The following is a 22,465-nucleotide window of genomic DNA, read 5'->3' as shown; positions in this document are numbered from 1 at the left end:
ATGAACTGGACCGTGTTCCGGCGCATGGCATCGGCTGTGGTGGTGGCAGGCGCTTTATCGGGCGTGCTGCTGTCGGGCGTGCAGCAATTCCAGGTCGAAAAGATCATCCTCAAGGCAGAGGAATATGAAAAGGCCGGCGAATCGGCGGCCCCCGCGGCCGATGACCACGCCCACGAACCCGCCGGCCAGGCGGCTGCGCACGAGCACTCGCATGCGAACGCACATGAGCACGAACACGCGCATGACGCCAATGCCTGGGAGCCGGCTGACGGCGCCGAGCGCACCGGCTACACCGTGCTGGCCAATGTCAGCATGGCGGTCGGTTTCGCCCTGATGCTGGTGGCGGCCTTTGCCCTGAGCGGACGCCAGATCAGCTGGCGCAGCGGTCTGCTGTGGGGCCTGGCCGGTTATGGCGTGTTTTTCGTCGCGCCCTCGCTGGGCTTGCCGCCGGAAGTCCCCGGTACCCTGGCCGCACCGCTGCAGGCGCGCCAGCTCTGGTGGGTGATGACCGCCGCCATGACGGCGGCCAGCCTGGGCTTGTTCGTCTTCACCCGTGGCTGGCTGTGGAAGCTGGCTGGCGTCATGCTGCTGGTGGTGCCGCATTTCATCGGCGCTCCTCAGCCGGAAGTGCATGGCAGCGTGGCCCCGGAAGAACTGGCACAGGCCTTCATCCGCGCCACGGCGGCAGCCAATGCGGTGTTCTGGCTGGCGCTGGGCGGGTTGACCGGTTTCTTCTATCGCCGCTTCGGCTGATGGGCCGGCCCTGACGGGCCCCTGTCCGGCGTTGCTGCGCCGGGGAAAGTAAAGCATCAAAGCCATGAGAACTCATCATCGTCACGTGCTCATGTGCGTGGGTCCGCGTTGTACCGACAACGGCGTGCTGGCCGAAGCCATGTTCGGCGTACTGGGCGATCAGATCGACGCCCGCCCCGAGCTGCGTGTCAAGCGTACCCGTACCCACTGCATGGTGGCCTGCAAGGCGCAGGCCCCGGTGGTGGTGGTCTATCCCGAGGGCGTGTGGTATCGCTGCGAGGATGCCGCCGCCATCGAGCGCGTGGTGGTGGAGCATCTGGAAGGCGGACGCGAAGTGAGTGACCTGGTCTTCCATCGCCTGGGCAGCGGCGATGTGTTGCCGGAAGCGGAGGTCTCCGATGCCTGATCCCATGGCCCGCATCGTCCTGCTGACGCACGCCCCGACCGACCTGGCGCTGCTGGCTGCTGCACGCGCGCAGTTGCCGGCGGAATTCCCCGCCGTGGCGGGCTACGACCTGCAAGCGCTGCAATCCAGCACCGATGAGCAGGGTCAGCCGCTGCGCACGCTGGCGACCCTGCTGCGCGCGGAGCTGGCCAGCGCGCAGGTGATCGTGCTGCGCGTACTCGGACGGCTGGGTGCAGTGGCCGGTTTTCCTGAATTGCTGCGGGCCGCGCGCGCCGAAGGGCGGCAGCTGATCGTGCTGTCGGGTACCGGCGAGCCCGATGCCGAACTGGCCGCGGCTTCCACTGCCGCACCTGACGTGCAACAGCAGGCGCTGGCGTATTTCAACGGCGGCGGCAGCGTCAACCTGGCGCAGCTGCTGCGCTGCCTGTCGGATCGCCTGCTGCTGAGCGGCTACGGCTACGAGCCCGCGCAGGCCTTGCCCGAACACGGCCTCTACCATCCCGACCTCGAACAGGACGCCCGCCTCGACGACTGGCTGGCCCTGCGCGCTCAGGCCCCGGCGGGCAAGCCGGCGGTGGGCATCATCTTCTACCGGGCGCATTGGCTCTCGGGCAATACCGCCTTCATCGATGCGCTGGTGGCAGCACTGGAGGCGCGCGGCATGGATGTGCTGCCAGTGTTTACTTCCTCGCTGCGGGTGTCGGCCAGCAGTGGGGCAACGCTGCCGCCTGCGCTGGCGTATTTCGCCGAGGGCCGGGTCGATCTCATCATCAACACCACCAGCTTCGCCATGGGCGAGATTACGGCAGGCGGCATCACGCCGGCGGGCTGGTCGGTCTCGGTGCTGGAGCAGTTGAACCGCCCGGTGCTGCAGGCCATCGCCAGCGGCATGACGCAGGACCAGTGGCAGCATTCCACGCGCGGCATGAATCCGCTGGATGCGGCCATGAACGTGGTCCTGCCCGAATTCGACGGCCGCATCATCGGTGTGCCGCTGTCCTTCAAGCACACCAGTGAAGCGGGCGTGGTGCAGTACCAGGCCCTGCCGGACCGCGTGCGCCGCATCGCCGGGCTGGCGCAGCGGTTGGTGCGCCTGCGCTGCACGCCCAATGCAGAAAAACGCATCGCCTTCATCTTCACCAATTCCAGCAGCAAGGCCGCGCAGATCGGCAATGCCGTGGGGCTGGATGCGCCCGAGTCGCTCATGGCCGTGCTGCGCGCGCTGGCAGCAGATGGCTATGCCATCGGCGATCTGCCCGACACCGGTACGGCCCTGATCCACGAACTGGTGGACCGCTGCTCCTACGACGACATCCTGCTCACCGAAGACCAGCTGCGCCGTGCTGCCGCGCGCATCCCGGCGGCGCGCTATGCGCAATGGTTTGCCGCCTTGCCCGCCGCCTTGCAGGCCAGGATGCAGCGCCAATGGGGCGCCGCGCCCGGCGAGGCTTACGTGCACGACCAGCATCTGGTGATCGCCGGGCTCGACCTCGGCAATGCCTTCGTGGCCCTGCAACCGCCGCGCGGCTACGGCATGGATCCGGACGCCATCTATCACCAGCCCGACCTGCCGCCCACGCATCACTACTACGCCCTGTACCGCTGGCTGGATGAAGAATGGGGCGCGGATGCCATCGTCCACGTCGGCAAGCACGGCACCCTGGAGTGGTTGCCGGGCAAGGGCGTGGGCCTGTCTGAAGAATGCTTCCCGGATGCCTTGCTGGGCGACGTGCCACTGTTCTATCCCTTCATCATCAACGATCCCGGCGAAGGCTCGCAGGCCAAGCGCCGCGCCCATGCCGTGGTGGTGGACCACCTGACGCCGCCCATGACCACCGCCGACAGCTACGGCGCGCTGGCCCAGCTCACGCAGCTGGTGGACGAGTATTACCAGGTCGAGGTGCTCGATCCGGCCAAGCTGCCGCTGCTGCAGCAGCAGATCTGGGAGCTGGTGCGGCAGACCAATCTGGATACGGACCTGCAGTACAAGCTGCTGCATCATGACCACGATCATGACCATGAGCACGGGCACGACCATGGGCATCACCATCATCACGGACATCATCATCACGATGACCATGACCATGCGCACGACGACGGCGCGCTGCCGCACGCGCTGAGCGAACTGGATGGTGCCGGTGTGGCGCACCTGATCGAGGATCTCGACGGCTACCTGTGCGAACTGGGTGCCGCCCAGATCCGCGACGGCCTGCACATCCTCGGCCGCATGCCCGATGCGCAGCAACTGCCGGACATGCTGGTGGCCCTGACGCGCCTGCCCAACCAGGACCTGCCGGGCCTGCAGGAAGAAGTGGCGCGGCTCTTCGGCCTGTCGCTGGATATGCTGCTGGAACACAAGGGCCGCCGCCTCAACATCGACGATGCCTTGGCTCGCACGGCCGGGCGCGCCATCGTCACCCGCGCCGACGCGCTCGAAGCCATCGATGCGCTGTGCCTGTCGCTGATGCAGGCCCTGCAGCAGCACGGCTTTGCAGTGCCTGCCATCGAGGCCGTGATCCAGGCCTTGTTCGCGCCGTTGTTCAGCGCCCCGGCCGAAGAAAAACCGCGCCTGCAACCGACCCTGCAAAAAAGTGCGGGCAGCGTGCTCGGCGGCATGCGTGCCATGGCGCGACCGGCTGCGCCGGTCAAGCGCGCAGCACCGGCTGCTCCGATCAAGGCTACCGACACCAGCGCAGTACGCCGCATCCTCAGCTTCGCCTGCGAGCAACTGGTACCGCGCCTGCAGCGCACCGATGAAGAAATCAGCAACCTGCTAAACGGCCTGCGCGGCGGCTACATTCCGGCCGGACCCAGCGGTTCGCCCACGCGCGGCATGGCGCATATTCTCCCGACCGGGCGCAATTTTTACTCGGTCGATCCGCGCAGCGTGCCCTCGCAATCGGCTTGGCGCGTGGGCCAGCAACTGGCGCGCGAAGTGCTGGAGCGCCATCACCGCGAGAGCGGCGACTATCCCGAGAGCGTGGCCATCAGCATCTGGGGCACCAGCGCCATGCGGACCCATGGCGACGATGTGGCGCAGATCCTGTCATTGATGGGCGCGCAGCCGGTCTGGCGCGAAGGCAACCGGCAGGTGGCCGGGGTCGAACTGATCCCGCTGGATCAATTGCAGCGTCCGCGCATCGACGTGACCACGCGCATCAGCGGCTTCTTCCGCGATGCCTTCCCGCAGCTGATCGAACTGATCGACGATGCTGTGCAGCTGGCCATCGCCGCCGACGAGCCGGACCACCTGAACTTCGTGCGCAAGCACTACCTGCGCGATCTGCAGCAGGCCATGCAAGGCGGACTGGGCCAGGCCGAGGCAGCGGCGCAGGCGGCCTATCGCGTCTTCGGGGCCAAGCCCGGCAGCTACGGCGCCGGCATCCTGCCGCTGATCCAGGAAAAGAACTGGCAGGACCAGGCCGATTTCGCCGAGGCCTACATCAACTGGGGCGGCTACGCCTACGGCCGCAAGGTGCAGGGCGCGGACCAGCGCGAGGCGTTCCGCCAGCGTCTCTCCGGTGTGCAAGTGGCCTTGCACAACCAGGACAACCGCGAACACGACATCTTCGACAGTGACGACTACCTGCAATATCACGGCGGCATGATCGCCACCATCCGCGCCTTGTCCGGCCAGCAGCCGCGCCACTATTTCGGTGACAGCCACGACCCGCAGCGCGCCGCCGTGCGCGACCTGAAGGAAGAGACCCTGCGCGTCTTCCGGGCGCGCGTGGTCAATCCCAAGTGGCTGGCCAGCATGCGCCGCCATGGCTACAAGGGCGGCCTCGAGTTGACGGCCACCGTCGATTACCTGTTCGGCTACGATGCCACCGCGCAAGTGATGGAAGACTGGATGTATCAGCAACTGGCCGAGACCTATGGTTTCGACCCGGCCATGCGCGAGTTCCTGGAGCAGGCCAATCCCTGGGCCCAGAACGCCATCGCGGAGCGCCTGCTGGAAGCCGCCAGCCGTGGCATGTGGCAGACACCTGCAGTACAGACCATCGAACAGTTGCGCTCACTGTACCTGCACAGTGAAGCCCTGCTGGAAGCACGCGGTGAAACCGTGCGCGGCAGCGAACACACCAAGGACATGCAATGACGGCGTTCAATGCCTATCCCTTCGCGGCCATCGTCGGCCAGCCCCTGCTGAAGCAGGCGCTGCTGCTGTGCGCGGTCGATCCCGGCATCGGTGGCGTGCTGGTGCGCGGCGACAAGGGCACGGCCAAGAGTACCGCTGCCCGTGGGCTGACCCAGGTACTGCCACCGATCACCCTGACCGAAGGCTGTGCATTCCAGTGCGCACCGGGCCAGCCGGCCAGTGCCTGTACAGTTTGCAATACAGACCCGGTACAGCGCCAGGACACCGTGCCCTTCGTGACCTTGCCACTTGGCGCCACCGAAGACCGCGTGCTTGGTTCGCTCGACCTGCAGCAGGCGCTCCAAGGTGGCCAGCGCGCGTTCCAGCCCGGCCTGCTGGCTGCGGCCCATCGCGGCATCCTCTACATCGATGAAGTCAATTTGCTGGCCGACCACCTGGTCGATGTGCTGCTGGATGTGGCCGCCATGGGCGTCAATTCAGTGCAGCGCGAGGGGATCTCGATCAGCCATCCGGCGCGCTTCACGCTGATCGGCACCATGAACCTGGAAGAGGGCGATCTGCGGCCGCAATTGCTGGACCGCTTCGGCCTCATGGTGGAAGTGAGCGCACCGACCGACAAGACCGTGCGCGCCGAGGTGGTACGCCGACGCATTGCCTTCGAGACCGATCCCGCCGCCTTTGCGCAGCGCTGGCAGCCGCAGCAGGACGCCTTGCTTGCGCAGGTGGCCGAGGCTCAGCGACTGCTGCCGGACGTGGTGCTGGACGATACCATGCTGGAGCTGATCAGCCATCTCTGCTGCGAGTTCGAAGTGGCCAGCCTGCGGGCCGACATCGTCATGCACAAGACCGCCCGCGCCATCGCCGCCCTGCAAGCCCGCACGCGGGTCACGCCCGACGACGTACGCGAGGCCGCCTTGCTGGTGCTGCCGCATCGCCGCCGCCGCAAGCCCTTCGAGCAGACCGGCATGGACGAGGACAAGCTGGATGACCTGGTCGATCAGGCGCGCCAGCCCGAGCCGCCGCCGCCGCAAGCTGAACATGGCGATACCCGAGGCGAAGATGCGGCAGAGACGCCTCCCTCCGATGAGCCGCAGCAGGAACAGGAGCAGGAAGGCGAGGGCGGACAACAGACCTTCGCCGTTGCTGCAGCGGGTACGGCCCGCAGAATCAGCGTGGCTGCGACGCCGCAATCGGCCGCCAATGCAGCCAGCGGCCGCCGCAGCGCAGTCGCCGATGCCAACCGGGGCAACGCCGTGCGCGCCGTGCCCGACGCGAATCCTGACCGCCTGGCCATCGGTGCTACTCTGCGCAGTGCCGCCGTGCGCGGCGCGCTGGCGGGCGAGACGGATGGGCCCCTCACCGTCACGCGCGATGACCTGCATTGCCAGGTCCGCAGCGGGCGCGGTGCCAACCTGATCGTCTTCGTGGTCGATGCGTCCGGCTCCATGGCCGCACAACGGCGCATGGAAGCGGTCAAGGGCGCGGTGCTTGCGCTGCTGACCGATGCTTATCAGCGCCGCGATCAACTGGCCGTGATCGCCTTCCGTGGCGAGCAGGCGCAATTGCTGCTGGCCCCGACCCGTAGCGCCGATCTGGCCGAGCAGGGCTTGCGCGAACTGCCTACTGGTGGTCGCACGCCCTTGCCGCATGCGCTGCAACTGGCGGCGCAAGTGCTGCAGCAAGCCGCCCAACAGAGCGCGCAGGAAGCACCGCCGCTGCTGGTGATCCTCTCCGACGGCAAGGCCAACGTCAGCCTGCCAGGCAGCAGCGGCGACCCGTGGACCGAAACCCTGCAAGCTGCACAGACGCTGGCCGCACAGGGTGTGCCGGCCCTGGTGCTGGACACCGAAGCCGGTTACCTGCGCCTGGGCCGTGCGGCCCAGTTGGCCGAGGCGCTGGGTGCGCCTTGCCTGACCCTCGAACAATTGACCGGCGACGCCCTGGCGTTGACCGTGCGTGCGCAACTGGGCGTGCGCTGAACAAGGAAAACACATGATCATCTGCATCGGTGCCGGCCCCGGCGACCATTCCTACCTGACGATGCGCGGCGCGGAACTGATCCGCAATGCCGACGTGGTGGCCGGCTTCAATGCCGTGGTCGATGTGGTCAAGGACCTCATCCCCGCCAGCGCGCAGGTCGTGCTGATGGGTTATCGCGACCAGGTCGCCAAGCTCGACGAAGTCGCCGCCCTGCATCACGCGGGCAAGCGCTGCGTAGTGGTCTTCATGGGCGATATCCACTTCAGCGGGTTCCAGTACCTGGAGCGCGTAGAGCGCGCCTGCGGCCATCGCGTGGAGACCTTGCCGGGCATTTCCTCGGCGCAGATCCTCGCTTCCAGGGCGCGGGTGTGCTTTGATGAAACGACCTTCATCACCTTCCACCGGCGCGGCGACCTGGAGCCCTTCAAGCGCCACCTGGTGAACGTATTGAACGATGGACGCAATGCCATCGTCATCCCTTGTCCGTGGGATGCGGCGCGCTCCTTCATGCCGCGTCACATTGCGACTTATCTGCTGCAGCAGGGCGTCAATCCCGAACATCCCACGGAAGTCTGGGAAAACCTGACCCGGGGCGACGCCGAGTGGCACGGCAAGCTGGCCGATTGTGCCGACAAGGAATTCAGCGACATGAGCATCATGCTCATCCGTACCTTGACGCCCATGGACAGCCAGATCGAACCGCCGCCGGAGAAGGTGGCAGCGGGAGCCCCGGCATGAGCGCCACGCGCCAATCGGCTGTCGTGATCGCCGGCCACGGCAGCCGCGATCCCGATGCCCTGCGAGAATTCGAGGCATTGGTCGCGCTGGTGCGGGATCGTGCCGAGGGCCGCATCGTGCGCCATGGCTATCTGGAATTTGCGGCCCCCACGATCTCGGAAGCGGCCGCTGCCTGCGTGGCCGACGGTGCCACCGAAGTGGCGGTGGTGCCCGGCGTGCTGCTGGGCGCACGCCATGCCAAGAACGACATGCCGGCCGAACTGCTGGCCCTGGCCCGCGATTATCCGCAGGTCGATTTCCATTTCGGCGCGCCCATGGACCTGCACCCGCTGCTGCTGCAACTGGTGCAGCAGCGCGTGGTGGAAGCCGAAGCCGGTTCGGAAGAAATCATCCATCGCCAGGATGCCTGCCTGGTGCTGGTCGGCCGTGGTACCACCGACCCGGACGCCAATGGCGAGATCGCCAAGCTGGCGCGCATGGTGCAGGAAGGCATGGGCTTTGGCGGCGTCAAGGTCTGCTTCTCGGGCACGGCCACGCCGCTGGTGCGGGACGGCTTGTCCCAGGCCGCTGGCGAAGGCTGGCAGCGTCTGGTGGTGTTGCCGTTCTTCCTCTTCGATGGCGTGCTGGTCAAGCGTATCTACGCTGCTGCCGATGAACTGGCACAGCGCGAGCGAGGCGTGGAAGTGCTCAAGGCCGCCTATCTGGGCGTGCATGCGCACGTGGCCGATGTGATGCTGGAACGCGCGCGTGATGCCGCTGAAGGCCGTGCCGCCATGAACTGCACGCTCTGCAAGTACCGGGTGCAGATCGTCGGCTTCGAGCAGCAGGTCGGCGAGCCGCAGCGCGCGCATCACCTGCAGGTGCGCGATCTGTCCGCGCGCGAGCAGCTGGCGCAGGCCACGGCAGGCACGGCCCCTTACGTGCCCCATCCCATCGAAGCGGAAAGCATGGAGATCATCCAGGCCGGACGCGACTGGAGCGGCTTCCCGCCCGATCACCTGACGGTCTTGCAGCGCCTGGTCCACACCAGCGGCGACTTCGCCGTGGCCGATGAAATCTATTTTTCCGCCGGTGCCGTACAGGCCGGCATGAAGGCCTTGCTGCGCACCAAGCGGGTAGTAACGGATGTGACCATGGTCCAGACCGGCCTCAAGCGCGCCGTGCTGGAGCAGCTGGGCGTGGAAACCTGGTGCGGCGTGCACGATCCCGAATCGCACCTGATGGCGCAGAACCTCGGCATGACCCGCTCGGCCGCCGGTATCCGCCGCGCCTGGCAGAAGTTTGGCAACGACATGGTGCTGGCCATCGGTGATGCGCCGACAGCCATCACCGAGGCGGTGCGCCTGATCCGCGAACACGGCTGGCGGCCGCAACTGGTGATCGGCCTGCCGGTCGGCTTTGTCGGCACGCGCGAGAGCAAGGATGAACTGCGCCGCTGCCTGCAGGTGCCGCGCATCACCAACAGCGGTACGCGCGGCGGCTCGCCCTGGGCGGCCAGCGTGGTCAATGCACTGATGATCGATGCCATCGCCTGGCTGGTCGCGCAGGAAGCGCAGAGCGAAGGCGTGCAGTGAAGGAGGCCAGCGGCGAGCTGCAGCGTGCCGAGTACGACCTGTCCGTGCTGGCGCCCAATGGCCTGCGGCGCGGACGCAGTACCGGCAGTTGCGCCACCGCTGCGGTGCGTGCGGCCTTGTATCGCCTGCTGGCAGGCATGACGGTACAGCAGACCGAAGTGAGCCTGCCGGATGGCTTGCATTACCTGAGTGTGCCGATCCAGTCCGTGAGCATGATCGATGCCGATACCGCGCAGGCGGAAGTGCTCAAGGACGGTGGCGATGATCCCGACAACACGCACGGTGCGACCATTGTGGCGCAGGTGCGGCGCAATGCCGGGGGCGAGATCCGCTTCTTCGCGGGCGAGGGCGTCGGCACGGCCACCATGCCCGGCCTGCGCGTAGCGGTCGGTGAGCCGGCCATCAACCCGGTGCCGCGTGCCATGATGCGCGCGGCCGTGACGGAGGTGCTGGCGGAGCTGCAGCCTGAGGCAAGCTCTTGCGGATTCGACCTCACCATCGGCTGTCGCGAAGGTCTCTCGATTGCGCCCAAAACCTTCAATCCCAAGCTGGGCATCGTCGGTGGCATTTCCATCCTGGGCACCTCGGGCATCGTGGAGCCGATGTCGATGGCCTCGTGGATCGCCTCCATCGAGGTCTACATCCGCGTCGCCCTGGCCGCCTGCGCGTCGGGCGATGCGGTGGCTTACCTGCCGGGCAAGATCGGCCGCGTCTTCGTGGCACAGACGCTGGGCCTGCCCGACAAGCGCAGCGTGCAGATCGCCAATTTCCTCGGCGATGCGCTGGACTTCACGCAAAAGGCGCTGGCCGAAGAGGAACGCACGCTGCCGCTGCTGTGGCTGGCGGGGCATCCGGGCAAACTGGCCAAGGTGCTGGATGGTGTATGGGATACGCACTCCAGCAAGAGCAACATGGCCATGCAGGGCGTGGCCCGCGTGGCCGAAGAAATGAACGCGGCGGGGCAGGGCGTCTGCTTTGACGCCGCCCTGCTGCAGCAGATGAAGGAAGCCAATACGGTGGAAGCAATCATAGAACTGGTGCGCCAGCAGGATGCCGCGTTGTCGCGCCGCCTCTGGTGCGAGATCGAAGCCCGCATTGCGGCGCTCACCCAGGCGCGCGTGCCGGCGGTTGAACGCATCGTGGTGCGGCTGTTCGATCTGGACGGACGGCAACTGGGAGAGGGCGCATGAGCGGGCGTCTCACGGGGATCGGTGTCGGTCCCGGTCCGGCCGGCTATCTGCCGCTGGCGGCACTCACTGCCCTCCGCTCGGCCGACGTGATCTACATTCCGCGTGCGCGTGGCGCGGACTTGTCGGTGGCCCTGCAATGCCTGGAAGGCGTGGAGTTCGACCGCAGCCGCCTGTGCGAAATCGAATTCAACATGGATCCGGATCGCCAGGTCCTGCAGGAACATTACGCGCAACTGGGCCAGCAACTGGCGGCGCAACTGCGTGAGGGCCTGCAGGTGGTATATCTCACCATCGGTGATGCGCTGACCTATTCGACCTACGGCTATGTGCTGGCGGCCGTGCGTGACCTGTATCCCGGGTGTGATTGCGTGACGCTGCCCGGCATCACCAGCTATGCCGCTGCTGCTGCCGCGCTGGAATGGCCGCTGGGGGTGGGCAAGGAGCGCACGTTGATCCTGCCCTGTCCGGAAGACGCCGCCACCCTGCGCACCGAGATCGAAGGCCATGACATCGTCGTGCTGATGAAAGTCGGTGCGCGCCTGCCTTGGGTGCTGGCCTTGCTGCGGGAGATGGGCATTGCGCAGCACTGCGGCTTCGCCCGTCGCATCGGTCTGGAGGGCGAAGTGCTGGCCAGTGACCTCACCGCGCTGGATGCGGCAGAAGCGAGCGGCTATCTCGCCGTGCTGCTGATCCGCAAGACGGCGCAGGCGCAGCGCCATCGTGCGCCCCAAGAGAATTCGAAAGGAAATGCATGAAAGTTTATTTCGTAGGGGCCGGCCCCGGTGCGGCCGACCTCATCACCCTGCGCGGTGCGCGCCTGCTGGGCCAGGTGCGCATGGTGCTGTATGCCGGTTCGCTGGTGCCGACCGCCTTGCTGGAACATTGCCACCCCGAGGCCGAGATCATCGATACCGCCGCCCTCGATCTGGAGCAGCAGCAAGCCTGCTACGTGCGTGCGCAGGAGCAGGGCATTGACGTGGTGCGACTGCATTCGGGCGATCCCGCCATCTACGGCGCGACTGCCGAACAGATGCGCCGCCTCGATGCGCTGGGCATTGCCTATGAAGTGGTACCGGGCGTGTCGTCCTTCACCGCTGCGGCAGCGGCGGTGTCGGCTGAACTGACCAAGCCGGAGGTGTCGCAGAGCGTGATCCTGACGCGGGTGTCGGGACGTGCTTCAGCCGTGCCGGAATCGGAGTCGATCGCTTCGCTGGCGGCACATCGGGCCACCATGTGCATCTTCCTTTCCGGTCCGCACCTCAAGAAGATCGTCAACGACCTGCTGCTGCACTATCCGCCGGAAACGCCCGTGACCCTGGTCTATCGTGCGACATGGCCGGAGCAGCGCATCTATCAGGGCTCGCTCGACAAGGTGCTGGAAGAGAACAAGCGCGGCGAGTGGAACCTGACCACCATGATGCTGGTGGGGGCCGCCCTGAACAAGGAGCAGGTCGCCGAATCCAGTCTCTACTCCAAGGACTTCACGCACCTCTTCCGCGTGGTCAAGAAGAACAAGGACGCCGCATGAATCCCCCCGTCGCCCCGGCTGAACTCGGCCTGTGGCCGGTGCGTGCCGAGGCGGCGGCGCTGGCTCTTTACCTGCAGGACAGGCTGGGCGGCGAGCTGTATCAGCCGTGGCTGCAGGCCGAGGGCGGACTGTCGCAGCGGCAGCAGTTTGCGCTGGCCTATCGCCGCCATCGTCAATGGATCATGATCGGCGCCACCGGCATTGCCGTGCGCTTCCTGGACGGCCTGCCGCAGGACAAGCACAGCGATCCGGCGCTGGTGGTGGTCGATGAGGTGGCCCGTTTTGCCATCGCCTTGCTGGCCGGACATGAAGGCGGGGCCAACGGACTGGCCTACCGCGTAGCGCAACTGACGGGGGCGCAGCCGGTGGTGACGACCGCCACGGAAGCGGTCAAGCCGCTGGTACTGGGCATCGGTTGCCGCAAGCTGGCCTCGGCGGAACAGATTGCCCTTGCCGTGGCGCAGGCGCTGGACCTGTGCCCCGGCACCTTGCTGGCCCAGGTGCGCGAAGTGGCCACCATCGACATCAAGGCGCAAGAGCCCGGCCTGCTGGCCTTTTGCGCCACCCATGACTTGCCGCTGCGCGTGATTGCACGCGAGCAGATCGCCCAGCGCGCCTGGGTCGGCAAGCCCTCGGAGTGGGTGCGCCAGAATGTAGGCGTGGACGGCGTATGCGAACCGGCGGCCTTGATCGCCAGCCCGCGTGGCCGTCTGTTGCTGGGCAAGACCGCGCTGGACGGGGTGACCGTAGCCGTGGTGGATGACGCCGATGCTTGGCGGACATTCAAAGACAAGCTGTAAAACATGGAAAGTATGCAGATGGAAGTCGTCAAGAAAAAAGGCGTATTGAACCTGGTCTCCGTAGGCCCCGGTTTTGAAGAGATGATCATCCCGCGCGCCATCGAGGCCTTGCGCGACAGCGAGGTCATCGTCGCCTACGAGTTGTACCTGCGCTGGATCGCATCGCACATCGAAGGCAAGGAAATCCACACGCCGCCCCTCACGCAAGAGCGCGAGCGCGCCTTGCTGGCCATCGAGCAGGCCCGCGCCGGGCGCCGCGTGGCGCTCATCTCCAGCGGTGACATCGGCATCTACGCCATGGCCGCGCTGGCCTTCGACGACATGCGCGAGGACGATACCTATGAGGTCAACGTCATTCCCGGCGTGACCTCGGCCAATGCCTGCGCTTCGCTGCTGGGGTCGCCGCTGTCGCATGACTTCGCCACGCTGTCGCTGTCGAATCTGCTGTGCCCGTGGTCCTGGATCGAACAGCGCGCCAGCCACATCGCCCAGGCCGACCTGGCCTGCGTGCTCTACAACGTGCAGAGTGCCGGGCGGCAGGAGGGCGTCTATCGCATCCTGCAGCTGATGCTGCAACACAAGGCTCCGCATACCCTGTGCGGGGTCGTGCGCAACGCCTATCGTCCGGGCCAGCAGGTGTCCATTCATCGCCTGGATGAATTGCCGGGCCTGCAGTTCGACATGCTGACCTCGATCGTCATCGGCAACCGCTTTACCCAGCGCAAGCGCGACTGGATCTTTACGCCGCGCGGCTACAACGACTGGAGCGAAGAATCACAGGCCGCTGAAGTGGCGCAACTGCCGCCGCAGGCGGTGTGGGTCTTTGCCGGTACCAGCGATGGCAATCTGGTGGCACGCGAGCTGGCCGGGCAGGGCGAGCGGGTGGTGATCTCCACGGCGACCGCTTATGGCGGCGAACTGGCCAGCCAGGATTGTCCGGGGGCTCACGTCTGGTCCGGCCGCCAGGGCGTGGAAGCGCGTCGCCAGGCCTTGCGCGAGAGCCAGGCGCGCGTGCTGGTGGATGCCACGCATCCGTTTGCGGTGCAGATGTCGCAGCAACTCATGACACTGGCCAAGGAGTTGGCGATACCGTATCTGCGCTACGAACGTGCTAGCGACCTGGCCGCCGATGATCCGCACGCCTGCGCCGACATGGAAGAAGCCGCCACCCGCGCCATCGCCATGGGCCGCCGCATCTTCCTGGCCACCGGCTCCAAGGACCTGGGCAGCTTCGTGCAGGCGCCCGGTGCGGCCGACAAGCAATGGTTCGCCCGCGTCACCGCCGATCCGGACTTCATCAAGCGCGCGCTGGAACTGGGCTTGCCGCGCGCCCACCTGTGCGCCATGCAGGGACCGTTCTCGCAGGCCTTCAATGAAGCGCTGTGGCGGGATTGGGGCATCGACTGCGTGGTCACGAAGGATTCGGGCGAGGCCGGTGGCTATCGGGCCAAGGTGGAGGCGGCGCGCGCCTTGGGCATCCCGCTGTTGACGGTGCGCCGGCCAGCGCTGGCCTATCCGCAGGTGGCCCATGATGTGCCGGCCCTGCAGGCGCAACTGGCGGCACTGGCCGGGGGCTGAAGATGGCCAGCGTCTTACCTTCCTTGCCGCCACCATTGCCGCCGATACCAGTAACAGTGGTGACGGGTTTCCTCGGTGCCGGCAAGACCACTTTGCTGCGCGGCCTGGTCCAGCGTCGCCAGTCGCGCCGCTTGGCCTTGCTCATCAATGAATTCGGCGAGGTCGCCATCGATGGCGACCTGCTGCGTGCCGAAGGAGATGCGCAGGGTCATGTACAGATCCAGGATTTTGCCCATGGCCTCATCGCCTATGGCGACGATGAACATTTCGTCCCCGCCATGCTGGCCCTGGCCGCACGGCGGGCACAGATCGATCACGTGCTCATCGAGACGTCCGGCCTGGCCCTGCCCAGTGCCGTCATGGAAGTGCTGCAATCGCCGGAACTGGCCCCGCACTTCGTGCTCGATGCCACGCTGGCCGTGGTCGACACGCCGCTGCTGCTGGAAGAAGCCTTTGCCAGCGGCGACGCCGTGCGCGATGCGACGGCGCAGCTGTTCCGCCAGCAGCTGGAATGCGCTGACGTGGTGGTGTTGAACAAGATCGATGGCATGGAAGAAGCGCCGCTGCTGCAGGCTGAGGAGACCGTGCGCGCATTGGCACCGAACGTGCGTTTCCTGGAGCTGGCCTATGGAGCGAGGCTGGACATCCGTCTCGCACTCGGCTTGCGCCTGCACCAGGCAGGCAGCACCGTGCATCACCATTACACGCCGGTGGGCATGCCGGGCGAACGCTCCACCGTGGCAGCGGACCAGTGGCGCTTCAATGGCCATGCACACTCCGGGCTGGGCGCGCACAGCCATGGCTTGTCCACCCACAAGCATTTCCATGAGCAGGATCCCGGCTGGCAATCCTTTACGCTGCGCAGCCAGGCAGCGCAGGAGCCGGAGTCCCTGCGCCGTGCCGTGGTGGCCGTGGCGCTGGACCAGCCCATCCTGCGCACCAAGGGTTTCATCGCCACTGCCGAGGGCAGCACGCAATTGCTGCAAGCCGTGCGTGCGCGGGCCGTCGTGGCCGGCGCGCAGGGCGGCAAGAGCGCGGGACGATCGGAACTGGTCTTCATTGGCTACCACCCCAGTCGCACGCGTGTGGCGCAGTTGCTGTCGTCGCTGACCGGCACCGAATGGATTTGAATTTGTTGCAGTACCAGGAAAGAACCTCACCATGAAAACCGATCCCGAATCGCACAAGCGCATGACCCAGCGTCACAAGGAGGGCTTCGAAAAGAAGAAGGCCGCCGCCCAGAAGGAAAAGGGTCTGCTGATCGTCAACACCGGTACCGGCAAGGGCAAGTCCAGTGCCGCCTTCGGCATGGGCATGCGCATCCTCGGCCACGGCATGAAGCTGGGCGTGGTGCAGTTCATCAAGGGCGCGCTCTACAGCGCCGAGCGCGACTTCCTGGGCGGGCACGCCAACTGTGACTTCCACGTCGTCGGCGAAGGCTACACCTGGGATACCCAGGACCGCGACGCCGACATGCGCACCGCCGCGCGCGGCTGGGACGAGGCCGTGCGCATGATCGGGGATCCGAGCTACGACATGGTGATCCTGGATGAACTCAACATCGTCCTGAAATACCAGTACCTCGATCTGGAGGAAGTGCTGAGTGTCTTCGCGGCACGCCGCGAGATGCTGCACATCGTCGTCACCGGCCGCCATGCGCCGGAGGCCTTGATTGAACAGGCCGACCTGGTCAGCGAGATGCGCCCGCTGAAACATCCCTACAAGGAGCAGGGCGTGAAGGCGCAGAAAGGCGTGGAGTTCTGATGTCTGCCCCGCAATATCGTTGCCCGGCCCTGTTCATCTCGGCCCCGGCCTCGGGCCACGGCAAGACCACCATCACCGCCGCCCTGGCACGCCTGTACCGGCACCAGGGCAAGCGGGTGCGGGTGTTCAAGACCGGACCGGATTTCCTCGATCCGATGGTGTTGCAGCAGGCCAGCGGCCAGCCGGTGGCCAACCTCGACCTGTGGCTGGGCGGGGAGGATCACTGCCGCCGCCAGGTGGCACTGGCCGCCGCCGAATCCGATGTATTGCTGGTGGAAGGCGTGATGGGCCTCTTCGATGGCGAGCCCAGCAGTGCCGATCTGGCGCAGTTGCTGGGCATTCCCATCGTGGCCGTCATCAATGCGCGCGGTATGGGCCAGACCATCGGCGCGCTGGCGCAAGGCTTGCTGGCCTATCGTCCCGAGCTCAAGTTCGCGGGGGTGCTGGCCAATGGCGTGGCAAGTCCGCGCCATGCGCAGATGCTGCGCCAGGGCCTGCAGAATGCACGGCCTTCAGTGCCGCTGCTGACCGGCTTGCAGCGCGACATGCAATTCGCCTTGCCGGAGCGCCACCTGGGCCTGGTGGCTGCGCCCGAGATCGCCGATCTGGATGCGCGCCTGGATGCCGTGGCCGAAAGAATGTCCGCTACTTCACTGGCCAATCTGCCTCCGGAAGTGGACTTCGGTACGCCCCCGCCGGAACGCGCATTCCCGCGCCTGCTGGAGGGCAAAACCATCGCCGTGGCGCGCGATCTGGCGTTTTCCTTCATCTACCCCGCCAACCTCGATCTGCTGGCGCTGATGGGGGCCAGCGTGACCTTCTTCTCGCCGCTGGCCGATGAAGCGGTCCCGGAGTGCGACGCGGTCTGGCTGCCGGGCGGTTATCCGGAATTGCACCTGCCAGCCTTGCAGGCCGCGCAACGCACCCAATCCAGCCTGCGCGCCCATGCCGGGGCCGGCAAGCCGCTCTATGCGGAATGCGGCGGCATGCTGTTCCTGCTGGAGACGGTCATTGCCGGTGACGGTAGCAGCGGCCAGCTGTGCGGCATCCTGCCCGGCCAGGCCACGGTGCAGCCGCGCCTGCAGGGACTCGGTTACCAGACCTTGCAACTGAACCTGCCCGGTGCAGTCGGCGAGCATCTGCGCTGCCATACCTTCCACTATTCGCGTGCGGTGGTCGGGGCGGAATTCATCGCACGCGGCGAGCGTCTCTTTGATTCTTCCGAAGGGGAAGTGGTCTATCGCCGTGGCCAGGTCACCGCCAGCTATCTGCACGCCTATTTCCGTTCGGCGCCGCGCACGGTGGCGGCGCTGCTGGGAGGGGCGGCCTCATGAGCGAGGGCGTCTCTCACCGCTATCCGCAGGCGCAGATCGATGCGGTCTACCGTGTCATTCGCGAGCGGCGCGACATGCGCCATTTCCTGCCCGATGCGGTCGCGCCTGAACTGCTGGAACGCCTGCTGCAGGCGGCTCATCACGGTCCCAGTGTGGGCTTCATGCAGCCGTGGCGTTTCATTCGCATCCGCAGCCAGGCGCTGCGCCAGCAGATCCATGCCCTGGTGGAGCGGGAACGCATCGCCACTGCCCGCGCACTGGATCAGCGCGAAGACGAATTCATGCGACTGAAGGTGGAAGGCATCCGCGAGTGTGGCGAGGTGCTGGTCGCAGCCCTGATGGACCAGCGCGAGGCCCATATCTTCGGCCGCCGCACCCTGCCGCAGATGGACCTGGCTTCGCTGTCCTGCGCGCTGCAGAACATGTGGCTGGCCGCCCGTGCCGAAGGGCTGGGGATGGGTTGGGTGTCGCTCTTCGATCCGGTGGCACTGGCGCAATTGCTGCATCTGCCGGAAGGCGCCGAACCGGTGGCGGTGCTGTGCCTGGGCCACGTGCCCGCTTTCTATGACAAGCCCATGCTGGAGCAGGAGCAATGGGCGACCCGCCAACGTCTGCAGGACCTGGTCTTTGAAGACCGCTGGCCCGCGCAAGGAGCATCACAAGCATGACTTCCCCAATCTCAACCCGACATCGCAGCCTCATCTTCGGCGGCGCCCGCAGCGGCAAGAGTGCCCACGCGGAACGCCTGGCCCTGGCGGCGGCGCAGTCCGGTCCGCAGGAGATCGTCTATCTGGCCACCGCCAATCGCGCCGCCAGCCGCGACGATGCCGAGATGCAGGAACGCATCGCCCATCACCAGCAGCGCCGCCGCGAGCTGGGCGGCCACTGGAGCACCGTGGAAGAACCGCTGGCATTGGGTCAGGCGCTGCGCAGCCTGAGCCGGCCCGAGTCCGTGGTGCTGGTCGACTGTCTCACCGTCTGGCTGGCCAACCTGCTCTTCGCCGAGGGCGTGGACTATCCGGAGGTAGGGCCGATCACGCCGCCGCTGGCCTTTACGCAGCAGCGCGCGGATTTCCTGCGCGCCTTGCAGGACGCGCAGGGTAGCGTGATCCTGGTCTCCAATGAAGTGGGTATGGGCATCGTGCCGCAGGGGGCGATCTCGCGCTGGTTCGTCGATGAGGCAGGGCGCCTGAACCAGGCTGTAGCGGCCCTGTGCGAACGCGTGCAATGGGTGGCGGCCGGCCTGCCGCTGACCTTCAAGGACCATCCATGTTGAGCGGGCTGTCGTGGCCCGCGCTGGGCGCATTGATGGCGCTGGGCATCGCGCTGGACCTGCTGCTGGGCGAGGCGCGGCGCTGGCATCCGCTGGTCGGCTTCGGCAACCTGGCCAAGTGCATCGAGGGCAGGCTCAATCACGCTCCCGCGCTGCGTCTGCGCGGTGTGCTGGCCTGGTGCCTGGCGGTGTTGCCGCCGGTGCTGGCTTGCGCCTGGCTCATTGCCGTATTGCCGGGATGGCTGGCCGCGCTGGCGCACGCGGCGCTGCTGTATTTCTGCATCGGCCTGCGCAGCCTGCGCGAACATACGCTGCCGATTGCGCAGGCGCTGGCGCAAGGCGATCTGCCACTGGCACGGCGGCTGACCTCGTACATCGTCAGCCGTGATACGCGTGAGTCCTGCGAGGGCGAGCTGGCCAAGGCGGGCGTTGAATCCCTGCTGGAGAATGGCAACGATGCCGTCTTCGGCACCTTGTTCTGGTTTCTGGTGGCGGGCGGTCCGGGGGCGTTGTTGTTCCGGCTGGCCAATACGCTGGATGCCATGTGGGGCTATCGCAATGCGCGTTTCCTGTATTTTGGCTGGTCTGCCGCCCGCATCGATGATGCCCTCAACTGGCTGCCCGCCCGCCTGACCGCGTTCTCCTATGCGTGGCTGGGCCAGCGCCGCCAAGCGCTGGATTGCTGGAAGGCGCAGGCACCCGCTTGGAGCAGCCCCAACGCCGGCCCCGTGATGGCGGCCGGTGCCGGCGCACTGGGGCTGGCCCTGGGTGGACCTGCCATCTACGACGGTGAAGTGGAAGAGCGCCCTCCGCTGGGACGCGGCCTGCCGCCGCAAGGGCCGGACATCGTGCGCGCCTGGCGTCTGGTGGCGATGACCACGGCGCTGTGGGTGGCCGTGGTCTGTGCGCTGGCGCTGCTGAGTTTGGCTACCGGAATGGGAGCGCACCATGCTTGAACACGGCGGCAATCTCAACGACGCGGCACGCCATTATGGCCGTCCGCGCAGTGACTGGCTGGACCTCTCCACCGGCATCAATCCGCGTCCTTACCCGGCCCCTGCACCTGCGCCCGATGCATGGCATCGCCTGCCCGAACCTTCGCACGCGCTGGAACAGGCTGCCTGCGCGTATTACGGGGCGCCTCGCCTGCTGGCCGTGGCGGGTACGCAAGCGGCGATACAGGCATTGCCGCAACTGCGCCTGCAACAGCAAGGCCGACCGGCACAGGTGGTGGTCGCGGCCCCCATCTATGCCGAACACGCCCACTGCTGGCGGCGTGCAGGGCATGCCGTGCGGGAGGTGCCGTATGACGATCTGGATGAGGCGGTCCGTGAGTCGCACTGCGAGGTGCTGGTCCTGTGCAATCCCAATAACCCGACCGGTGCGATGGTGGCACCGGAGGATGTATTACGCTGGGCGGCGCTGCTGGCCGCACGCGGTGGCTGGCTGGTGGTCGATGAGGCCTTTGGCGACACCGTGCAAGGCCACAGCGTGGCCGCCCACAGCGGCCAGCCTGGCCTGATCGTGCTGCGGTCGGTCGGCAAGTTTTTTGGCCTGGCCGGTTTGCGGCTGGGTTTCGTGGGGGCTGCGCCCGCCGTGCTGGAGGCGCTGGCCGATTGGCTCGGTCCCTGGTCCATCAGCGGCCCGGCCCAGCAGATCGGCAGCGCCGCGCTGTGTGATCGACCATGGCAGGCCGCCACGCTGCAGACCTTGCTGGCCGAAGGCGAACGCCTGCATGCGCTGCTTGCGCAGCACGGCATCCGCGCCAGTGGTACGGCGCTGTTCCAGTGGTGGCTCGAGCCCGAGGCGCAGGTGTTTCATGAATCGATGGCGCGTGCCGGCATCTGGGTGCGCCTCTTCACGCGCGGCGCCGGTGGCATTCGGCTCGGCCTGCCGCCGGATGAAGCGGGCTGGACGCGTCTGCAAGATGCCTTGAACACATGGAGCCAACGTGGCTGATTTTCCCTTTCACACCTTGATGATTCAGGGCACCACGTCGGATGCCGGCAAGAGCACCCTGGCCGCTGCGCTGTGTCGCCTGCTGAAGAAGGATGGCATCGGCGTCGCCCCCTTCAAGCCGCAGAACATGGCCTTGAACAGCGCCGTCACCAGCGACGGTGGCGAGATCGGACGGGCCCAGGCCCTGCAGGCCCAGGCCGCCGGCATCGCGCCCCACACCGATATGAACCCGGTGCTGCTGAAACCTTCCAGCGATACCGGCGCTCAGGTCATCGTGCATGGCAAGGTGCGCGCGGATATGAACGCCCGTGACTATCACCGCTACAAGACCGAAGCCATGCAGGCCGTGCTGCAATCCTACGAGCGTCTGCGCACGCAATATGCCTGCGTGATCGTGGAAGGGGCGGGCAGTCCGGCCGAGATCAACCTGCGCGCGCGCGACATCGCCAACATGGGCTTTGCGGAAGCGGTCGATTGCCCGGTCATCATCGTGGCCGACATCGACCGGGGCGGCGTCTTCGCCCATCTGACCGGCACGCTCGATTGTCTTTCCGAGAGTGAGCGAGAGCGCGTGATCGGCTTCATCATCAATCGTTTTCGGGGCGATATCAGTCTCTTGCAGGCCGGCCTGGATTGGCTCGAAGCCCGCACCGGCAAGCCCGTGCTGGCGGTGCTGCCTTACCTGCACGGACTGCATCTCGATGCCGAGGATGCCGTGGCGGCCACGCAGGAGAGCAAGGGCGATTTCCGCATTGTGGTGCCGGTCTTTCCGCGCATCAGCAACCACACCGACTTTGACGCGCTGCGCGCCCATCCCAGTGTAGACCTGCGTTTCATCGGGCCGGGTCAGCCGGTGCCGCCCGCCGATCTCATCATCCTGCCCGGCAGCAAGAACACGCGCGGTGACCTGCGCTGGCTGCGGGAACATGGCTGGGACACGGCCATCGCGCGGCACCTGCGCTATGGCGGCAAGCTCATCGGCATTTGTGGCGGCTTCCAGATGTTAGGGGAGAGCGTGGACGACCCGCATGGCGTGGAAGGCGCACCCGGCAGCAGTGCCGGCCTCGGCTTGCTGCCCATGCGTACCGAATTGACGCGTGAGAAGAAACTGCTGCAGGTCAGCGGCCAGTGCGCCTTCGGAGAGACGGCTGCAACGGTCAGTGGCTACGAGATCCACATGGGCGTGTCCTCCGGCCCGGCGCTGGGGCGTCCTGCGTTCGTGATCGACGGGCGCGGCGAGGGTGCGCAATCGGAAGATGGTCAGATCCTGGGCAGCTACCTGCATGGCATGTTCGATACGCCGCAAGCCTTCGGTGCGCTGCTGGCCTGGGCCGGACTGGCGGGAACGGAGCCGGTGGATCTGGACGCGCTGCGCGAAACAAGTCTGGAGCGTCTGGCCGAGTCCTGCCGGCCCTTGTATGACGCCCTGCAGCGGGTGCCGACGCGGTTTGCGCTGAAGTAATACGGCAGGCCAGACGCACGTCTG

At 66.6% G+C, this 22,465-nt stretch carries 19 protein-coding genes; all 19 read left to right on the top strand.

What is annotated here, in order from left to right; translation table 11 throughout:
• On the top strand, positions 1-753 hold the full coding sequence (locus tag ACWFUC_RS19385; RefSeq protein ID WP_489623050.1) for a CbtA family protein: 753 nt from the start codon (positions 1-3) through the stop codon (positions 751-753).
• Positions 754-817: 64 nt separating this feature from the next.
• Positions 818-1,159 carry a (2Fe-2S) ferredoxin domain-containing protein gene (locus ACWFUC_RS19380; protein WP_489623049.1) on the top strand — a complete coding sequence of 114 codons (342 nt, stop codon included), beginning with the start codon at positions 818-820 and terminating at the stop codon, positions 1,157-1,159.
• Positions 1,152-5,261, top strand: coding sequence for a cobaltochelatase subunit CobN (locus ACWFUC_RS19375; protein ID WP_489623048.1), 4,110 nt, complete (start codon positions 1,152-1,154; stop codon positions 5,259-5,261). The genes ACWFUC_RS19380 and ACWFUC_RS19375 overlap by 8 nt, the downstream gene beginning before the upstream one ends.
• Positions 5,258-7,240, top strand: coding sequence for a putative cobaltochelatase (locus ACWFUC_RS19370; protein WP_489623047.1), 1,983 nt, complete (start codon positions 5,258-5,260; stop codon positions 7,238-7,240). The genes ACWFUC_RS19375 and ACWFUC_RS19370 overlap by 4 nt, the downstream gene beginning before the upstream one ends.
• Before the next feature lie 13 nt (positions 7,241-7,253).
• Positions 7,254-7,979 carry a cobalt-precorrin-7 (C(5))-methyltransferase gene (locus tag ACWFUC_RS19365; RefSeq protein WP_252695857.1) on the top strand — a complete coding sequence of 242 codons (726 nt, stop codon included), beginning with the start codon at positions 7,254-7,256 and terminating at the stop codon, positions 7,977-7,979.
• The gene (locus ACWFUC_RS19360) at positions 7,976-9,553 is read left to right on the top strand and encodes a precorrin-8X methylmutase (RefSeq protein WP_209534714.1); all 1,578 of its coding nucleotides are present in this window, start codon (positions 7,976-7,978) and stop codon (positions 9,551-9,553) included. Before ACWFUC_RS19365 ends, ACWFUC_RS19360 begins: the two co-directional genes overlap by 4 nt.
• Positions 9,550-10,743: a cobalt-precorrin-5B (C(1))-methyltransferase CbiD gene (gene cbiD, locus ACWFUC_RS19355; RefSeq protein ID WP_489623046.1), complete on the top strand. Its 1,194-nt coding sequence runs from the start codon at positions 9,550-9,552 to the stop codon at positions 10,741-10,743. Before ACWFUC_RS19360 ends, cbiD begins: the two co-directional genes overlap by 4 nt.
• Positions 10,740-11,498 carry a precorrin-2 C(20)-methyltransferase gene (gene cobI, locus ACWFUC_RS19350; RefSeq protein WP_489623045.1) on the top strand — a complete coding sequence of 253 codons (759 nt, stop codon included), beginning with the start codon at positions 10,740-10,742 and terminating at the stop codon, positions 11,496-11,498. Before cbiD ends, cobI begins: the two co-directional genes overlap by 4 nt.
• A complete protein-coding gene (gene cobM / locus ACWFUC_RS19345) occupies positions 11,495-12,271 on the top strand; it encodes a precorrin-4 C(11)-methyltransferase (RefSeq protein WP_034339136.1) in 777 nt (258 codons plus the stop codon). Before cobI ends, cobM begins: the two co-directional genes overlap by 4 nt.
• Positions 12,268-13,071: a cobalamin biosynthesis protein gene (locus ACWFUC_RS19340; RefSeq protein ID WP_489623044.1), complete on the top strand. Its 804-nt coding sequence runs from the start codon at positions 12,268-12,270 to the stop codon at positions 13,069-13,071. Before cobM ends, ACWFUC_RS19340 begins: the two co-directional genes overlap by 4 nt.
• 18 nt (positions 13,072-13,089) lie before the next feature.
• Positions 13,090-14,649, top strand: coding sequence for a precorrin-3B C(17)-methyltransferase (gene cobJ / locus ACWFUC_RS19335; protein ID WP_489625566.1), 1,560 nt, complete (start codon positions 13,090-13,092; stop codon positions 14,647-14,649).
• A gap of 2 nt (positions 14,650-14,651) precedes the next feature.
• Positions 14,652-15,779, top strand: a complete 1,128-nt coding sequence (locus ACWFUC_RS19330) for a CobW family GTP-binding protein (protein WP_121041546.1) — start codon at positions 14,652-14,654, stop codon at positions 15,777-15,779.
• Between the two features lie 31 nt (positions 15,780-15,810).
• Positions 15,811-16,413 (top strand): cob(I)yrinic acid a,c-diamide adenosyltransferase, encoded by a 603-nt coding sequence (gene cobO / locus ACWFUC_RS19325; protein WP_489623043.1) that lies wholly within the window; start codon positions 15,811-15,813, stop codon positions 16,411-16,413.
• Positions 16,413-17,747, top strand: a complete 1,335-nt coding sequence (locus ACWFUC_RS19320; RefSeq protein WP_310158573.1) for a cobyrinic acid a,c-diamide synthase CobB — start codon at positions 16,413-16,415, stop codon at positions 17,745-17,747. Before cobO ends, ACWFUC_RS19320 begins: the two co-directional genes overlap by 1 nt.
• Complete coding sequence (bluB, locus tag ACWFUC_RS19315; RefSeq protein ID WP_489623042.1) at positions 17,744-18,415, top strand: 5,6-dimethylbenzimidazole synthase; 672 nt, start codon at positions 17,744-17,746, stop codon at positions 18,413-18,415. Before ACWFUC_RS19320 ends, bluB begins: the two co-directional genes overlap by 4 nt.
• Positions 18,412-19,023 (top strand): bifunctional adenosylcobinamide kinase/adenosylcobinamide-phosphate guanylyltransferase, encoded by a 612-nt coding sequence (gene cobU, locus ACWFUC_RS19310; protein ID WP_489623041.1) that lies wholly within the window; start codon positions 18,412-18,414, stop codon positions 19,021-19,023. Before bluB ends, cobU begins: the two co-directional genes overlap by 4 nt.
• The gene (cbiB, locus tag ACWFUC_RS19305) at positions 19,017-19,976 is read left to right on the top strand and encodes an adenosylcobinamide-phosphate synthase CbiB (RefSeq protein WP_489623040.1); all 960 of its coding nucleotides are present in this window, start codon (positions 19,017-19,019) and stop codon (positions 19,974-19,976) included. The genes cobU and cbiB overlap by 7 nt, the downstream gene beginning before the upstream one ends.
• Positions 19,969-20,979, top strand: a complete 1,011-nt coding sequence (cobD, locus tag ACWFUC_RS19300; RefSeq protein ID WP_489623039.1) for a threonine-phosphate decarboxylase CobD — start codon at positions 19,969-19,971, stop codon at positions 20,977-20,979. Before cbiB ends, cobD begins: the two co-directional genes overlap by 8 nt.
• Entirely contained in the window at positions 20,972-22,441 is a 1,470-nt protein-coding gene (locus tag ACWFUC_RS19295; protein ID WP_489623038.1) for a cobyric acid synthase, read from the top strand. The genes cobD and ACWFUC_RS19295 overlap by 8 nt, the downstream gene beginning before the upstream one ends.
• The last annotated feature ends 24 nt before the right edge of the window (positions 22,442-22,465 follow it).

This window comes from Herbaspirillum sp. Her4, assembly GCF_057961335.1.
This window is presented reverse-complemented; position numbering and strand designations above follow the sequence as displayed.

Bases quoted from the DNA above. Each gene is read 5' to 3' on its own strand.
- cobJ (WP_489625566.1), top strand. From the start codon at position 13,090: ATGGAAGTCGTCAAGAAAAAAGGCGTATTGAACCTGGTCTCCGTAGGC.
- cbiB (WP_489623040.1), top strand. From the start codon at position 19,017: ATGTTGAGCGGGCTGTCGTGGCCCGCGCTGGGCGCATTGATGGCGCTG.
- cobI (WP_489623045.1), top strand. From the start codon at position 10,740: ATGAGCGGGCGTCTCACGGGGATCGGTGTCGGTCCCGGTCCGGCCGGC.
- ACWFUC_RS19330 (WP_121041546.1), top strand. From the start codon at position 14,652: ATGGCCAGCGTCTTACCTTCCTTGCCGCCACCATTGCCGCCGATACCA.
- cobO (WP_489623043.1), top strand. From the start codon at position 15,811: ATGAAAACCGATCCCGAATCGCACAAGCGCATGACCCAGCGTCACAAG.
- cobD (WP_489623039.1), top strand. From the start codon at position 19,969: ATGCTTGAACACGGCGGCAATCTCAACGACGCGGCACGCCATTATGGC.
- ACWFUC_RS19375 (WP_489623048.1), top strand. From the start codon at position 1,152: ATGCCTGATCCCATGGCCCGCATCGTCCTGCTGACGCACGCCCCGACC.
- ACWFUC_RS19365 (WP_252695857.1), top strand. From the start codon at position 7,254: ATGATCATCTGCATCGGTGCCGGCCCCGGCGACCATTCCTACCTGACG.
- ACWFUC_RS19360 (WP_209534714.1), top strand. From the start codon at position 7,976: ATGAGCGCCACGCGCCAATCGGCTGTCGTGATCGCCGGCCACGGCAGC.
- ACWFUC_RS19385 (WP_489623050.1), top strand. From the start codon at position 1: ATGAACTGGACCGTGTTCCGGCGCATGGCATCGGCTGTGGTGGTGGCA.
- cobU (WP_489623041.1), top strand. From the start codon at position 18,412: ATGACTTCCCCAATCTCAACCCGACATCGCAGCCTCATCTTCGGCGGC.
- cobM (WP_034339136.1), top strand. From the start codon at position 11,495: ATGAAAGTTTATTTCGTAGGGGCCGGCCCCGGTGCGGCCGACCTCATC.
- ACWFUC_RS19340 (WP_489623044.1), top strand. From the start codon at position 12,268: ATGAATCCCCCCGTCGCCCCGGCTGAACTCGGCCTGTGGCCGGTGCGT.
- ACWFUC_RS19370 (WP_489623047.1), top strand. From the start codon at position 5,258: ATGACGGCGTTCAATGCCTATCCCTTCGCGGCCATCGTCGGCCAGCCC.
- bluB (WP_489623042.1), top strand. From the start codon at position 17,744: ATGAGCGAGGGCGTCTCTCACCGCTATCCGCAGGCGCAGATCGATGCG.
- ACWFUC_RS19320 (WP_310158573.1), top strand. From the start codon at position 16,413: ATGTCTGCCCCGCAATATCGTTGCCCGGCCCTGTTCATCTCGGCCCCG.
- ACWFUC_RS19380 (WP_489623049.1), top strand. From the start codon at position 818: ATGAGAACTCATCATCGTCACGTGCTCATGTGCGTGGGTCCGCGTTGT.